Origin of the sequence: Puerhibacterium puerhi (assembly GCF_009846865.1) — a bacterium.
Taxonomy (GTDB): Bacteria; Actinomycetota; Actinomycetes; order Actinomycetales; family Cellulomonadaceae; genus Puerhibacterium; species Puerhibacterium puerhi.
This window is the reverse complement of record NZ_WUWN01000002.1, coordinates 50907-64973: the sequence shown is the minus strand read 5'-3', so window position 1 is coordinate 64973 and position 14067 is coordinate 50907. Positions and strand designations below refer to the sequence as shown.

The following is a 14067-nucleotide window of genomic DNA, read 5'->3' as shown; positions in this document are numbered from 1 at the left end:
TCGGCGGCGCCCGCTAGGTTCGGGGCATGCCCGGCAACCCGTGGTTCTCGCTCGAGTGGGTCCGCGCGAACGCTGACGTGCTCGCGACGCGCAGCTGGCAGCACCTGCTGCTCACCCTGGAGGCCGTGGCGATCGCCGCGGCGGTCGCGGTGCCGCTGGCGCTGCTGGTGGGCCGACGGCGGCGCGCGGCCGGCGCCGTGGTCGGCACCGCCTCGGTGCTGTACACGGTGCCGTCGCTGGCGCTGTTCGCCGTGCTCGCGCCGCTGCTGGGCATCGGTCGCACGCCCGTCCTCGTGGGGCTGGTGGTGTACGCGCTGCTGGTGATCCTGCGCCAGACGCTCGCCGGGCTGCAGTCCGTGGACCCCGCGGCGCTGGACGCCGCGCGCGGGCTCGGCTACGGCCCGGCGCAGGTCACCCTCCGCGTGCAGCTGCCCGCCGCGCTGCCGGCCGTGGTCTCCGGCCTGCGGCTGGCGACGGTCACGACCGTGGCGCTGGTGACCGTCGGCGTCGTGGTCGGCTACGGCGGCCTCGGGCAGCTGATGTTCGAGGGCTTCCGCAACAACTTCCACCGCGCCGAGATCACCACGGCCACGCTCGCGTGCCTGCTGATGGCCCTGGTCCTCGACACGCTGCTGTGGGCCGCCGGCCGCGCCGCGACGCCGTGGCTGCGGGGCCGGGCCGACGGCGGTCGCCGGGCGGGCCACGGGCAGCCCGCACGGGCGTCAGTGCGGGCAGGCACGGGGACTGACCTGGGGGCGGACGGGCGCGGGGAGGCGGCATGACCGGCGACGGCGTCCTGGCGCAGGCCCTGCGCTACCTCAACGACCCGCTGTCGTGGACCGCGCCGGGCGGGATCCTCGACCTGACCGGGCAGCACCTGGTGATGTCGGTCCTGGCGGCGCTGCTCGCCGCCGCCGTCGCGCTGCCGCTGGGCGCCTGGCTCGGCCACGCCGGCCGGGGCGCCGCCGTCGTCGTCGCGCTCTCCAACACGTCCCGGGCGCTGCCCACGCTCGCGGTCATCCTGCTGCTGGCCACCGCCGGGCTCTTCGGTGACACGGCCACGGTGCTGGCGGCCGCGCTGTTCGCCGTGCCCGTGCTGCTGGTCGGGGCCTACGAGGGGGTGCGGGGCGCCGACCCGGCTGCGCGCGACGCCGCCCGCGGCCTCGGCATGCCGGGCGGGCGGGTGCTGTGGCAGGTGGAGCTGCCGCTCGCCGTGCCGCTGCTGGCCGCCGGGGTGCGCACCGCGGTGGTGCAGGTGGTCGCCACCGTCCCGCTCGCCGCCCTGGCCGGCGGCGGCGGCCTGGGCCACGTCATCGCCTTCGGCATGGGCACGCAGCGCTACGGCCAGGTGCTCGCCGGCGGCCTGCTGGTCGCCGCGCTGTGCCTGGTGGTCGACGGGCTGCTCGCCCTCGCGCAGCGGTTCGCGGTGCCGCGGCCCCTGCGGGCTCGCGCGGCCGCCACCGCGGCGCGCTGACCTGCGGTGCGGCCGGGCGGCGGGACTGCCCGGCGCGCCGTCCGTGTTGCCGTTGTCGGTGGCGCACGGTCGAATGGGCCCGCCACCGGCGGCACGCGGCCACGCGCGCCACGACGGGACCCACAGAACCGGAGCAGACGATGACCCTCCCCCGCCCTGCCCGCGCCGCGAGCCTCGCGGCCGCCGCCGCGGCGATCCTCGCCCTCGCCGGCTGCGGCGCCCCCGGCTCCGCCGGCGGCTCCGCCGACGCCTCGGCCACGACGGGTGGTTCGGCCGCCCCGGTCGCCGCCACGTGCGAGCCCGTCCCGGACGACGCGCTGGTCGTGCTCGAGGACGACCGGCACCTGCAGACGGTCGACAACGTCGTCCCGGCGGTGAACGCCGCGACCGCCGACGCGGACCCCGCCCTCGTGCCGCTGCTGGACTCGGTCTCCGCCGCGCTGGACACCGACACGCTCATCCGGCTCAACCGCGCGGTCGACGTCGAGCGGCGCAGCTCGCAGGAGGTCGCCGCCGAGTTCGTCGAGCAGTCCGGCCTGGCCGCGACCGACGCCGGCGCCGGCGGGGGCCGCGCGGTCGCCGTGGGCGCCGCCGACTTCGCGGAGAGCGCCACGCTCGGGGCGATCTACGCCGCGGTGCTCGACTCGGCCGGCTACGACGTCACCGTGACCACGATCGGCAACCGCGAGACCTACCTGCCCGCGCTGCAGGACGGCTCGCAGGTGCAGGTGGTGCCGGAGTACGTCGGCACGCTGGCGGAGTTCCTCAACAAGCAGGTCAACGGCGCCGACGCCGAGCCGGTCGCCAGCGGAGACCTGGACGCCACGGTGGAGGCGCTCACCGGCCTCGGCGAGCAGTCCGGCCTCGTCTTCGGCACGCCGTCGGCCGCCCAGGACCAGAACGCCTACGCCGTGACCCAGGCGTTCGCGCAGGAGCACGACGTGCGGACCCTGTCCGACCTGGCCGAGGCCTGCGAGGGCCTGGTGCTCGGCGCCGGCCCGGAGTGCACCGACCGGCCCTTCTGCCAGCCGGGGCTCGAGGAGACCTACGGCCTGACGTTCAGCGAGTTCCGCTCCCTCGACGCCGGCGGTCCGCTGACCAAGGCCGCGCTGCAGAAGGGCGAGATCACCCTCGGCCTCGTGTTCAGCTCGGACGGCGCGCTCGCGACCTCCTGACCCGCACCGCGCACGGCTCCGCCCGGCGCCCTCGGCCACGGCCGGGTCGCCGGGCGGCCGCGTGCCGGGCGCGGTCGCGTCACAGGCCGTAGGCCTCCAGGAACCGCAGCCACACCTCGCTCACCGTGGGGTAGGCGGGCACCGCGTGCCAGAGCCGGTCCAGCGGCACCTGCCCGACGACGGCGATCGTCGCGGCGTGCAGCATCTCCCCCGCCTCCGGCCCGACGAACGTCGCACCGACCAGCACCCGCCGCTCCGTGTCCACGACGACCTGGGCGCGACCCGCGTAGTCGCGGCCGGTGACGCTGGCCCCGGCGACGTCGCCCAGCTCGTAGGCCACCGTCCGCACCGGCAGCCCGGCGGCGCGGGCCTCACGCTCGGTCAGCCCCACCCAGGCCACCTGCGGCCGCGTGAACACCACCTGTGTGCGCGCCGCGTGGTCAGCGGTCGCGGCGTAGCGCGACCAGGGGCGGGGCTCCTGCCCCGGCGCGGGGGCGGGCTCGCCCGCCGTCGGCGCACCGGACGCGCCGGCGTCGCCGAAGCGGGCGGCGATCACGTCGCCCACCACCCGGCCCTGGTACTTGCCCTGGTGGGTGGTCTGCGCGCGGCCGGTCACGTCGCCGCACGCGTACAGCCACGGCCCGTCGGGGCCGGCCGGCACGCCCTGCACGGCCAGGGTGTCGTCGACGGCGAGCGCCGTGCCCGCCTCCAGGCCCAGCGCGTCGACGCCGAGGTCGCCGGTGCGCGGCACGCGCCCGGTGGCCACGAGCACCTCGGCGGCGGTGACCGTCTGCTCGGCGCCGCCGTCGACGGCGAACGTCACGGTGACGGGGCCGCCCGGCTCGCTGCGGGACACGGACCGCACGTCGGCGCCGAGGCGCAGGTCGACCCCCAGGTCGCGCAGCGCCTGGCCCACCAGCTCGCCCGCGAACGGCTCCGCGCCCGACAGCAGGCCGCCGCGTGCCAGGAGCGTCACCCGCGAGCCGAGGTCGGCGTAGGCGGTGGCCATCTCGGCGCCCACCACGCCGCCGCCGATCACCACGAGCGACGCGGGCACCGTCGCGGCGGCGGTGGCCTCGCGGCTGGCCCACGGCGCCGCCTCGGCCAGCCCGGGCACGTCGGGCAGCACGGGCACGCTGCCGGTGGCGACGACGACGGCGTGCCGCGCCCGCAGGCGTCGCGGGGCGCCGCCGGCCACGCCCGCCGCGCGGCCGGCATCACCGTTTCCGTCCCCGCTGCCGTGCCCGTCCCCGCCGCCGTCCGCGCGTCCGGCGCCGACCAGCTCGTCGACCTCCGCGTCGACGGGCGTCACCTCGACGAGCCGCTCCCTCGCCAGCCGGGCGTGGCCGCGCACCAGCGTGATGCCGGCCGACTTGAGCCAGGCCTCCTGCCCGGCGTCGTCCCACCCGCTGGTGGCCTCGTCGCGCCAGCGCAGCACCGCCTCGACGTCGAGCGGCCCGTCCCCGAGCGGGCCGGCGCCGCCGACGCCGGGCGTGGCGGCGGCCGCCGCGCGGGCCGCGCCGGGGCGCAGGAGCGCCTTGGAGGGCATGCAGGCCCAGTAGGAGCACTCCCCGCCCACCAGCTCGGCCTCGACCAGCGCCACCGACAGCCCGGTGCGCCCGGCCCGGTCGGCGGCGTTCTCCCCGACCGGACCCCCGCCGATCACGACGACGTCGAAGGTCTCCTCGCCCGGGTCGGCCCGTCGGTCGGTCGCCGCCGCGGTCATTGCCTCGGTCTCGTTCCCCGTCATGCGGCCATGGTCGCCCGCCCGCGCGGCGGGCGCGCGGGCAGGCGACCGTGTCGGCGTGTCGTTCGGTGTGCCGTGGTGCCGGCCGGCGCCGGTCAGTGGCTGGCGGTGGCGCGCTCCGCGCCCGCGCCGGTGAGCGAGCGGACCTCCATCTCGGCGAACTTCTCCGGGTGCGGCGGCTCGGAGCTCACCAGCGTGCCGACGATGCCCAGCAGGAAGCCGAGCGGGATCGACACCAGGCCCGGGTTGGTCAGAGGGAACCAGTCGAAGTCGGCGCCCGGGATCATCGCCGTCTCGCTGCCGGAGACCACCGGCGAGAACACGATGAGCACGATGCACGAGATCAGTCCGCCGTAGATGCTCCACAGTGCGCCGGCGGTGTTGAACCGCTTCCAGAAGAGCGAGTACACGATCGTCGGCAGGTTGGCCGACGCGGCGACCGCGAACGCGAGCGCGACGAGGAACGCCACGTTCTGCTTCTGGGCCAGCACGCCGCCGCCGATCGCGACGAGCCCGATGACGACCACCGTCCAGCGGGCGATGCGGACCTCGGCGTCGGGGTTGACCCGGCCCTTCTTGATCACGTTGGCGTAGATGTCGTGCGAGAAGCTCGCCGCCGCGGTGATCGTCAGACCGGCGACGACGGCGAGGATCGTCGCGAAGGCGACCGCGGCGATGATGCCGAGCAGGATCTCGCCGCCGAGCGCGAACGCCAGCAGCGGCGCCGCCGAGTTCACGCCGCCCGGGGCGGCGTTGATGGTCTCGGGCCCCACGAGCGCGCCGGCGCCGTACCCGAGCACGAGCGTGAACAGGTAGAAGATGCCGATCAGCCAGATCGCCCAGACCACCGAGCGGCGGGCCTCCTTGGCCGTGGGCACCGTGTAGAAGCGCATGAGCACGTGCGGCAGGCCGGCGGTGCCGAGCACGAGGGCCAGCGCCAGGGACAGGAAGCTGAGCTTGGACAGCCCGGTGGCGCCGTACTGGCGGCCCGGCTCGAGCAGCGACTGCCCGCCCTCGCCGGCGGCGTCGACGGCGCCCTGCAGCAGCGCGGAGAGGTTGAAGCCGAACTTCGACAGCACCCAGATCGTCATCACGGCGGCGCCGGCGATGAGCAGCACGGCCTTGATGATCTGCACCCAGGTGGTGCCCTTCATGCCGCCGACCAGCACGTACAGGATCATCAGCACGCCCACGACGGTGATGACCGCGCTGATGCCCGCCGCGGAGTCCACCCCCAGGAGCAGGGCCACCAGGCCACCGGCGCCGGCCATCTGGGCCAGCAGGTAGAAGAAGACCACGAGCAGCGTGGCCAGCGCCGCGGCCATGCGCACGGGGCGCTCGCGCAGCCGGAACGACAGCACGTCCGCCATCGTGAACTTGCCGGTGTTGCGCAGCAGCTCCGCGACGAGCAGCAGGGCCACCAGCCAGGCGACGAGGAAGCCGATCGAGTACAGGAACCCGTCGTAGCCGTTGATCGCGATGGCGCCGCAGATGCCCAGGAACGAGGCGGCCGACAGGTAGTCGCCGGCGATGGCGGTGCCGTTCTGGGGGCCGGTGAACGACCGTCCGCCGGCGTAGAAGTCCGCGGCGGACTTGTTCTGCCGCGACGCGCGCAGCACGACGAAGAGCGTCACCGCCACGAAGGCGGCGAAGATGCTCAGGTTGACCGCAGGGTTGCCGACGTCGGTGCCGGCGGCGGCCTGCACGACGGTGCCCGGGGCCGCGGGGCCGGCGGGCAGGGCGGTGGCGATCGCGCTCACAGGTCGTCCCCCTCGATCTCACGGCGCAGGGCGTCGGCCTGCGCGTCGAAGCGCTGGTTGGCCCAGCGGGCGTAGAGCATGGTGATGACGAACGTCGAGACGAACTGCCCCAGCCCGAACAGCAGCCCGACGGTGATCGCCGAGCCGCCGAGGCGGATGCTCATGAAGTCGTGGGCGTAGTTGGCGAGCAGGACGTACACGAAGTACCAGACGAGGAACAGCGCCGTCAGCGGGAACACGAAGCTGCGGAACCGGCGGCGCAGGTCCTGGAACTCCGGTGATCTCTCGACGCGCTGGTAGTCCGTCTCGCCGGCAGAGCGTGCCGGCTCGGCAAGTTCGGCCATGATGCCTCCGTTGGCATGCAGTCGGCGGGCCAAGGTGCGCACCGTCGCGCACCGACCACCACCGAGAGGGGTCGCGCACACCCTGCCCGGCTCCGCGGGGTGACGCAAGCCACACGGCTGGCGCGCCGCGGCGGCCGGGGCAGATCCGGGCCGCTCCGGCCGCTCCGGCCGCTCCGGCCGCTCCGGCCGCTCCGGCCGCTCCGGCCGCTCCGGCCGCTCCGGCCGCTCCGGCCGCTCCGGCGTCAGCGGCGCACGTACTCCAGGTCCGTGACCGCCCGCCCGGCGGCGAGCCCCTTGCGCTCGAAGCTGGTGAGCACGCGCCCGGCGTAGCGCGGCGCGACGGCGCCGGCGCCGTGGGCGTTGCGGAAGTCCTCGCTCGCCTCGAGCACCTCGAGCATCTGCTCGCCGTACTCCGCCCAGTCGGTGGCCAGGCGCCACACGCCGCCGGGGCGCAGAACCCGGGCCGCGAGCGCGGCGAAGCCCGGGGTGACGAGCCGCCGCTTGTGGTGGCGCGACTTGGGCCACGGGTCGGGGAAGAAGATCCACAGCTCGTCGAGCGACCCGGCGGCCAACGACGTCTCGAGGAGCTCGGCCGCGTTGACCTGCAGCAGGCGCAGGTTGTCCAGGCCCTGCCCCGCGTTCTGCTTCTCCGCCCGGACGATGGTCTGCGCCAGCCCCGGCGTGTACACCTCGACGGCGAGGTGGTCGCGCTCGGGGTGGCGCGACGCGGCCTCCACGACGTTCTCGCCCTGGCCCGACCCGATCTCCAGGACCAGCGGCGCCCGCCGGCCGAAGACGGCCTCGGCGTCGAACCGCCACGCCGGGTCCACCGACGTGCGCGCCGTCGCCCGCGGCGCCTCGACGAGGTAGCGCCCCCGCTTGGCGTCCCAGGCGCGCTGCTGGCTGGTGGTCAGGCGCGCGCTGCGGCGCACGAAGCTCACCGGCTGCGTGCGGTAGCGGCGCAGGTCCGCGCCCGACGACGCCGCGGCGTCCGCCGGCAGGTCAGGGTCCGGCGCGGCGGTCGGGGTGAGGGAGGTCGGCTCGGGCACCGCACCAGGGTACGAGGCCTGCGGCCGACGTCGGCCCCGGACGTCGCCGCCGGCGGCGGCCCGCAGCGACGACGAAGCCCCCGCCTGCTGGCGAGGGCTTCGGAAGGGTGCGCCATCAGGGACTCGAACCCCGAACCCGCTGATTAAGAGTCAGCTGCTCTGCCAATTGAGCTAATGGCGCGTGGCGCAGATGCTAGCAGGCGACCCTGACGGCATCCGCTCACGGACGAGGCACCCACCGCCGGTGGGTGCCTCGCTGGTGCGCCATCAGGGACTCGAACCCCGAACCCGCTGATTAAGAGTCAGCTGCTCTGCCAATTGAGCTAATGGCGCGCAACGGGGAGAAACGTTACCAGGTCGCGGCGGCGTGCACGTACTCGGCGCAGGGTGACCTGCGCGACACGCCGACGCGCGCCGGCGACGTCGCCGCAGGTCACGTCCGGGCGACGGCGTCGCGGCCGGAGCGCGACGGCTCAGAGGTACAGGCCGGTGGCGCCGGCGTCCGACTCCTTCTCGCTCACCCCGTGCACGTCGCGCTCGCGCAGGAGCACGTAGTCGGTGCCGCCGAGCTCCACCTCGGCCCGCTCCTCGGGGTCGAACAGCACACGGTCGCCCACCGCGACCTGCCGCACGTGCTCGCCCTTGGCCACGACCACCGCCCACGCCAGGCGCTTGGGGCCCTTGGCCGTCGCGGGGATCACGAGGCCTGCCGACGTCTGCCGCTCGGCGGCGTCCACCTCCGGCTGCACGAGCAGCCGGTCGAACAGCATGCGGACGGGCACGGACGCCGGGGCGGTGGAGGTGCGGGATGCTGCGGTGCTCACAGGACAACGGTAGTCGGCCCGGGCGCGGATAGGCTCGGAGGACTGCTCGTCCTCCCCCGTCCCCCGCACCCCAGGAGCGCCCCGTGACCCGCCTCGCCGCCGGCGACGCCGCCCCCGACTTCACCCTGCCCGCCACCGGCACCGCCGACGGGACGTTCTCCCTGGCCAAGGCCCTGGCTGAGCCGGGCCGCAAGGGCGTGGTCGTGTACTTCTACCCGGCGGCGATGACGCCCGGCTGCACCACCGAGGCGTGCGACTTCCGCGACTCGCTCGCGTCGCTGCAGGGCGCCGGCTACGCCGTCGTGGGCGTCTCCCCCGACCCGGTCGAGAAGCTCGAGAAGTTCGCCGAGCGCGACGCGCTCACCTTCCCCCTGGTGTCCGACGCCGACCACGCCGTCCTGGACGCGTACGGCGCGTGGGGCGTGCGCAAGCTCTACGGCAAGGACGTCACCGGCGTCATCCGCTCGACCGTCGTGGTGGCGCCGGACGGCTCGGTCGCCGTCGCGCAGTACAACGTCAAGGCGACGGGCCACGTCGCGCGGCTGCGCAGGACGCTGGGCATCGACGCCTGAGCGCACGCCCGGCGCGCCCGCGCAGGCGCGCCGGGCCCCCGACAGGAGGGTGCACGACCTCTAGACTGGGGCCCGCGCGCGAGTGGCGTAATCAGGTAGCCGCGCTGGATTTAGGTTCCAGTGCCTTCGGGCGTGCGGGTTCGAGTCCCGCCTCGCGCACCTCGGCCCGACGGGCCGCACGACCCTCCCCGCGATCCCGCGCGGGCGGGAGGGCGCCGGCATACCGTGAGGAGTCACGGGCGGTATCGCCCCGGAGGCGTGAAGCCGTCGCGTCCCCCGCCGGAATCCTGGGGAGTCCGCCGTGCTGGACACCGAAACGCCGATACTCGCTCCTGCCAGGCCACGCCGGAGCCTCGGCCGCGCCGTCGTCAGCTGGGTGACCTCCACCGACCACAAGACGATCGGGCGGATGTACCTGGTCGCCTCGTTCGCGTTCTTCCTGTTCGCCGGGCTGCTGGCGCTGCTGATCCGCGCCGAGCTGTTCTCCCCCGGGATCCAGATCGTGCAGACGCGCGAGCAGTACAACCAGCTCTTCACGATGCACGGCACGATCATGATGCTGCTGTTCGCGACACCGCTGTTCGCGGGCTTCGCGAACATGATCATGCCGCTGCAGATCGGCGCCCCCGACGTCGCGTTCCCGCGGCTGAACATGCTGTCGTTCTGGCTGTTCCTGTTCGGCGGCCTCATCGTCGTCGGCGGCTACCTGACCGCGTCGGGCCCGGCCTCGTTCGGCTGGACCGCGTACACGCCGCTGTCGGAGACGACGTTCAGCCCGGAGGTCGGCGGCGACCTGTGGGTCTTCGGCCTGGCCATGGCCGGCTTCGGCACCATCCTCGGCGCCGTCAACTTCATCACCACGATCATCACCATGCGCGCGCCGGGCATGACGATGTTCCGGATGCCGATCTTCACCTGGAACACCCTCACCACCAGCCTGCTGGTGCTGATGGCGTTCCCCGTGCTCGCCGCCGCCCTGTTCGCCCTGGGCGCCGACCGCACGCTCGGCGCCCAGATCTACACCTCCAGCGGCGGCGGCCCGATCCTGTGGCAGCACCTGTTCTGGTTCTTCGGCCACCCCGAGGTGTACGTCATCGCGCTGCCGTTCTTCGGCATCGTCACCGAGATCTTCCCCGTGTTCAGCCGCAAGCCGCTGTTCGGCTACCGCGGCATGGTCTACGCCACGATCGCGATCGCGGCGCTGTCGATGACCGTGTGGGCCCACCACATGTTCGCCACGGGGGCGGTGCTGCTGCCGTTCTTCGCCTTCATGACGATGCTGATCGCCGTGCCGACGGGCGTGAAGTTCTTCAACTGGATCGGCACGATGTGGCGGGGCAAGCTCACCTTCGAGACGCCCATGCTGTGGTCCATCGGCTTCCTGGTGACGTTCCTGCTCGGCGGCCTGACCGGCATCATCCTGTCGAGCCCCGCGATGGACTGGCACGTCCACGACACCTACTTCGTCGTGGCGCACTTCCACTACGTCGTGTTCGGCACCGTGGTGTTCGCGATGTTCGCGGGCTTCTACTTCTGGTGGCCCAAGCTCGTCGGCCGCATGCTCAACGAGCGTCTGGGCAAGATCCACTTCTGGATGCTGTTCGTCGGCTTCCACATGACGTTCCTCGTCCAGCACTGGCTGGGCGTGGAGGGCATGCCGCGCCGCTACGCCGACTACATGCCGAACGACGGGTTCACCTGGGAGCACCGGCTCTCGTCCGTCGGCGCGTTCCTGCTGGGGGCCTCCACGCTGCCGTTCCTGTGGAACGTCTACACCACGTGGCGCAACGCGCCGAAGGTCACGGTCGACGACCCGTGGGGCTACGGCCGCTCGCTGGAGTGGGCCACGTCCTGCCCGCCGCCGCGGCACAACTTCGTGACGCTGCCGCGGATCCGCTCCGAGTCGGCCGCCTTCGACCTCCACCACCCGCAGGTGGTGGCGATGGAGGAGCACGCGCCCGGTCAGGGCGGGCTGTCCCTGGTCTACGGCGAGGCGGACCGTCGTGGCCAGCAGCAGCAGGCGCGCGAGCGTCAGCGGCGCCCAGGGAAGCAGCCGGGCGAGGACTCCACGACCGTGCGGATCACCGATCCGGACGAAGAGCGCTGACGGCGCCCCCGGCCCGTCCGCGCTCGGCGACCCGGAGCGTCAGACCACCTGCCCGGCACGACGACGGGCCCCGCACCTGCCGGTGCGGGGCCCGCCGGTCCTCGAGGACGCCGGGTCGCCGGCGCCGCGGCGGCTCAGGCCTGCGGCGCGTCCCCGTGCTCGTGCGGCGTGCCGTTGCTCTGCGCGGCGATCGCCTGGCGCACCTCGTCCATGTCGAGGTTCTTCACCGCGTCGACCACCTGCTGCAGGGCCGGACCGGGCAGCGCGCCTGCCTCGTTGAAGACGAGCACGCCCTCGCGGAACGCCATGAGCGTCGGGATGGCGGTGATCCCGGCCGCGGCGGCGATGCGCTGGTGCGCCTCGGTGTCCAGCTTCGCGTGGACCACCTCGGGGTTCGTCTCGGACGACTTCTCGTAGACGGGCGCGAACATCTTGCACGGGCCGCACCAGTCGGCCCAGAAGTCGACCAGCACGATGTCGTTCTCGGTGACGGTCTTCTCGAAGGTGTCGTCGGTCAGCTCGACCGTGGCCATGACCAGTCCTCTCGTCGGGTTCCCTTGGCACAGCGTCCCGACGTGCCCGGGTATTCCCGGCGTCGGGTCGCCCCGGCGACGTACCCACGGGGCGCCGCGGCCGCATGACCGGGGCTCCGCGCGGTGGATCTGGTAGCAATGTCCCGTGACCGACACCGCCGAGCTTCCCGAGCCGCCCGACGACTGGCGCCCCGACAACCCCCGCCCGGCGGGCTGGCTGACGCCGGAGGACCTCGCCGTCGTGCGCGCGCAGCTGCCGCTGGTCTACGTGGACGCCGTGCCGGTGCGCGTGGACGAGTCGGGCGACGTGGTCGCCGTGGGCCTGCTGCTACGCATGGGGCCGCGGGGCCTGACCCGCTCCCTGGTCTCCGGCCGCGTGCTGTACCACGAGCGCATCCGCGACGCGCTGCTGCGGCACATCGAGAAGGACCTGGGCCCGGTCGCGCTGCCGCAGGTGCCCGCCTCGCCGCAGCCGTTCACGGTCGCCGAGTACTTCCCCACCCCGGGCATCACGCCGTTCCACGACCCGCGCCAGCACGCGGTCTCGATGGCGTACGTCGTGCCGGTCGGCGGCGACTGCCGCCCGCAGCAGGACGCCCTCGACCTGGCTTGGCTCACGCCCGAGGAGGCGTGCAGCGACGTGGTGCAGGCCGAGTTCCAGGGCGGGCGCGGCGTGCTGGTCAAGCAGGCGATGGCCTGGGTGGGCCGGCTGGCCTGAGCGGGGCGCTCGCCGCGCGGCCGGCCCGGGGCGGGCGGCTCAGCCCAGCGTGAGCACCGGCCAGTCCGCCAGGTCGGCACGCATGCGCCGGTCGTGCGTGGCGACGACCACCGCCGCCGCGGTGCGCGCCAGCGCCCGGGTCAGCTCGTCGACGAGGTCGATGCTCAGGTGGTTGGTCGGCTCGTCGAGGATCAGCAGGTGCGGCGCCGCCACGAGCGTGCGCGCCAGCTCGAACCGGCGCCGCTGGCCCGCCGACAGCTCGGACAGGGGCCGGTCCAGGTCCTCCTCCGCGAGCAGGCCGAGCGCGGCCACCGGCACCACGTGGGCGGGGTCGAGCTGCCCGCGCGAGAGCAGCGCCAGCGCCTCGTTGGCCGCCGCGTCGAAGCCGGTGAGCGTGGCCGGGTCGTCGAGGCCGCGCCCGACGATCGGTCCGTTCTCCTGCCCCACGACGCCGACGCGCACGCCGGCGACGGCCGTGCGGGTGCCCCGGTCCAGCGGCAGCCGCCCCGCCAGCGCGGCCAGCAGCGTCGACTTGCCCGTGCCGTTCGGCCCGACGACGAGCAGCCGCCCCGACGGCGGGACCGCGAGGCGCGTGCCGGGCAGGTCGAGGCGCACGGCGCCGTCCGGCGCCACGACCCGCGGGCTGCGCAGCTCCACGAGCGGCTCGGCCGGGTCCCAGCCGGGCGACATCGCCGGCAGGTCGGGGAACGCCAGCTCCCGCGGCGGGGTCGGCACCTCGACCGCCTCGGCCTCGAGCCGCTCGATGAGCCGGTCGGCGGCCTTGACGTGGATGCGCGCGCGCGTGCCGCGGCGGTGCTTCTGCGACCCCTTGGGCGGGCGCCACTCGTCGGACAGGCCCTCGTAGGACGCGTCCAGCCGCTCGGCCAGGAGCGCCGCGCGCTTGCGCTCGGCGCGGTAGCGCTGGCGCCAGCGGTGCAGCGCCTGCGACTTGGCGAACCGGTAGGCGAGGTAGCCGGGCTGCCCGTACAGCGCCGGGCGGCCGTCCATCGCCGGGTCGAGGTCGAGGATCGCCGTCGCGACGTCGTCGAGCAGCTCGCGGTCGTGGGTCACGAGCACGACGCCGCCGCGCCAGGCCTGCAGCTCGGCGGTGAGGAACGCGATCGCGTCGTCGTCGAGGTGGTTGGTGGGCTCGTCGAGCAGCAGCAGGTCGCTGCGCTCGGCGAGCCGGCACGCCAGCCGCACCCGGTAGCGCTGGCCCACGCTGAGGCTTTCGAGCGGCCGGCCCGGGTCGCGCTCGGCGCCCAGGCGGGTCAGGGCGACGTCGACCCGGCGGTCGGCGTCCCAGGACTCCAGGTGCTCGGCACGGGCCAGCAGGTCGGTCAGCGCGCCGAGGTCCCCGGAGTCGTGGTCGAACGCCGCGGCGGCGGCCTCGAGCTCGGCCGCGACCTGCCGCACGCCGGCGAGCGTCGCCTGCACGACGTCGCCGACGGTCTGCCCGGGCGCGGGCGTCAGCTCCTGCTCGACGAGCGCGAGCGTGCCCTGGCGGCGCACCTGCCCGCTGCGCGGGTGCAGGTCGCCGGCCAGCAGGTGCAGCAGCGTCGACTTCCCGGAGCCGTTCTCCCCCACCACGCCGAGGCGCACGCCGTCGGACACCCGCAGGTCGACGTGCTCCAGGACCTGCCGGCCCGGGTAGGCGAACGCGAGGTCGGAGGCGACGAGGTGCACCCGACAACCCTACGGGGCGGCCCCGGGCGCGCGCTCGGGCCCTCCCCGGGTGCGGCTTCCGGCCGCCCCGGGCGCGTC

The 14067-nt window shown here is 74.7% G+C and carries 13 protein-coding genes and 3 tRNA genes; 7 read left to right on the top strand and 9 right to left on the bottom strand.

Annotated elements, in window-relative coordinates:
* Positions 1 to 26 precede the first annotated feature (26 nt).
* From GSF02_RS02035 to GSF02_RS02025, 3 genes are all read left to right on the top strand, one after another.
* Positions 27 to 782: an ABC transporter permease gene (locus GSF02_RS02035; protein ID WP_159792241.1), complete on the top strand. Its 756-nt coding sequence runs from the start codon at positions 27 to 29 to the stop codon at positions 780 to 782.
* The gene (locus GSF02_RS02030) at positions 779 to 1474 is read left to right on the top strand and encodes an ABC transporter permease subunit (protein ID WP_159792239.1); all 696 of its coding nucleotides are present in this window, start codon (positions 779 to 781) and stop codon (positions 1472 to 1474) included. Before GSF02_RS02035 ends, GSF02_RS02030 begins: the two co-directional genes overlap by 4 nt.
* A 140-nt stretch (positions 1475 to 1614) precedes the next feature.
* Entirely contained in the window at positions 1615 to 2649 is a 1035-nt protein-coding gene (locus GSF02_RS02025) for a glycine betaine ABC transporter substrate-binding protein (RefSeq protein WP_159792237.1), read from the top strand.
* A gap of 79 nt (positions 2650 to 2728) precedes the next feature.
* Here the strand turns inward: GSF02_RS02025 and GSF02_RS02020 are convergent, their stop codons facing one another.
* From GSF02_RS02020 to GSF02_RS01985, 7 genes are all read right to left on the bottom strand, one after another.
* Positions 2729 to 4375, bottom strand: coding sequence for a dihydrolipoyl dehydrogenase family protein (locus GSF02_RS02020; protein WP_159792474.1), 1647 nt, complete (start codon positions 4373 to 4375; stop codon positions 2729 to 2731).
* A 116-nt stretch (positions 4376 to 4491) separates the two neighbouring features.
* Positions 4492 to 6102, bottom strand: a complete 1611-nt coding sequence (locus GSF02_RS02015) for a solute symporter family protein (RefSeq protein WP_235915316.1) — start codon at positions 6100 to 6102, stop codon at positions 4492 to 4494.
* A 50-nt stretch (positions 6103 to 6152) separates the two neighbouring features.
* Positions 6153 to 6500 (bottom strand): DUF485 domain-containing protein, encoded by a 348-nt coding sequence (locus GSF02_RS02010; RefSeq protein WP_159792235.1) that lies wholly within the window; start codon positions 6498 to 6500, stop codon positions 6153 to 6155.
* A gap of 242 nt (positions 6501 to 6742) precedes the next feature.
* On the bottom strand, positions 6743 to 7549 hold the full coding sequence (trmB, locus tag GSF02_RS02000) for a tRNA (guanosine(46)-N7)-methyltransferase TrmB (RefSeq protein ID WP_159792231.1): 807 nt from the start codon (positions 7547 to 7549) through the stop codon (positions 6743 to 6745).
* Between the two features lie 108 nt (positions 7550 to 7657).
* A tRNA-Lys gene (locus GSF02_RS01995) sits at positions 7658 to 7730 on the bottom strand.
* Between the two features lie 76 nt (positions 7731 to 7806).
* Positions 7807 to 7882: transfer RNA gene (locus tag GSF02_RS01990), tRNA-Lys, on the bottom strand.
* A 140-nt stretch (positions 7883 to 8022) separates the two neighbouring features.
* Positions 8023 to 8373, bottom strand: coding sequence for a GroES family chaperonin (locus GSF02_RS01985; protein WP_235915309.1), 351 nt, complete (start codon positions 8371 to 8373; stop codon positions 8023 to 8025).
* An 83-nt stretch (positions 8374 to 8456) separates the two neighbouring features.
* On the opposite strand from GSF02_RS01985, the gene GSF02_RS01980 reads away from it, so the two are divergent.
* From GSF02_RS01980 to ctaD, 3 genes are all read left to right on the top strand, one after another.
* Positions 8457 to 8945 carry a peroxiredoxin gene (locus GSF02_RS01980; RefSeq protein WP_159792229.1) on the top strand — a complete coding sequence of 163 codons (489 nt, stop codon included), beginning with the start codon at positions 8457 to 8459 and terminating at the stop codon, positions 8943 to 8945.
* A 76-nt stretch (positions 8946 to 9021) separates the two neighbouring features.
* Positions 9022 to 9104: transfer RNA gene (locus tag GSF02_RS01975), tRNA-Leu, on the top strand.
* 217 nt (positions 9105 to 9321) lie between these two features.
* The gene (gene ctaD / locus GSF02_RS01970) at positions 9322 to 11052 is read left to right on the top strand and encodes an aa3-type cytochrome oxidase subunit I (RefSeq protein WP_235915308.1); all 1731 of its coding nucleotides are present in this window, start codon (positions 9322 to 9324) and stop codon (positions 11050 to 11052) included.
* Positions 11053 to 11186: 134 nt separating this feature from the next.
* On the opposite strand, the gene trxA is transcribed toward ctaD, so the two are convergent.
* Complete coding sequence (trxA, locus tag GSF02_RS01965; protein WP_159792227.1) at positions 11187 to 11585, bottom strand: thioredoxin; 399 nt, start codon at positions 11583 to 11585, stop codon at positions 11187 to 11189.
* A 145-nt stretch (positions 11586 to 11730) separates the two neighbouring features.
* Between trxA and GSF02_RS01960 the strand changes: the two genes are divergently transcribed.
* Positions 11731 to 12303: an NUDIX hydrolase family protein gene (locus GSF02_RS01960; RefSeq protein WP_159792225.1), complete on the top strand. Its 573-nt coding sequence runs from the start codon at positions 11731 to 11733 to the stop codon at positions 12301 to 12303.
* A gap of 39 nt (positions 12304 to 12342) precedes the next feature.
* On the opposite strand, the gene GSF02_RS01955 is transcribed toward GSF02_RS01960, so the two are convergent.
* Positions 12343 to 13989, bottom strand: coding sequence for an ABC-F family ATP-binding cassette domain-containing protein (locus tag GSF02_RS01955; RefSeq protein ID WP_159792223.1), 1647 nt, complete (start codon positions 13987 to 13989; stop codon positions 12343 to 12345).
* Between the last annotated feature and the right edge of the window lie 78 nt (positions 13990 to 14067).

Coding starts and splice junctions, on each gene's coding strand:
- GSF02_RS02035 (WP_159792241.1), top strand. CDS start 27: ATGCCCGGCAACCCGTGGTTCTCGCTCGAGTGGGTCCGCGCGAACGCT.
- GSF02_RS02030 (WP_159792239.1), top strand. CDS start 779: ATGACCGGCGACGGCGTCCTGGCGCAGGCCCTGCGCTACCTCAACGAC.
- GSF02_RS02025 (WP_159792237.1), top strand. CDS start 1,615: ATGACCCTCCCCCGCCCTGCCCGCGCCGCGAGCCTCGCGGCCGCCGCC.
- GSF02_RS02020 (WP_159792474.1), bottom strand. CDS start 4,375: ATGACCGCGGCGGCGACCGACCGACGGGCCGACCCGGGCGAGGAGACC.
- GSF02_RS02010 (WP_159792235.1), bottom strand. CDS start 6,500: ATGGCCGAACTTGCCGAGCCGGCACGCTCTGCCGGCGAGACGGACTAC.
- trxA (WP_159792227.1), bottom strand. CDS start 11,585: ATGGCCACGGTCGAGCTGACCGACGACACCTTCGAGAAGACCGTCACC.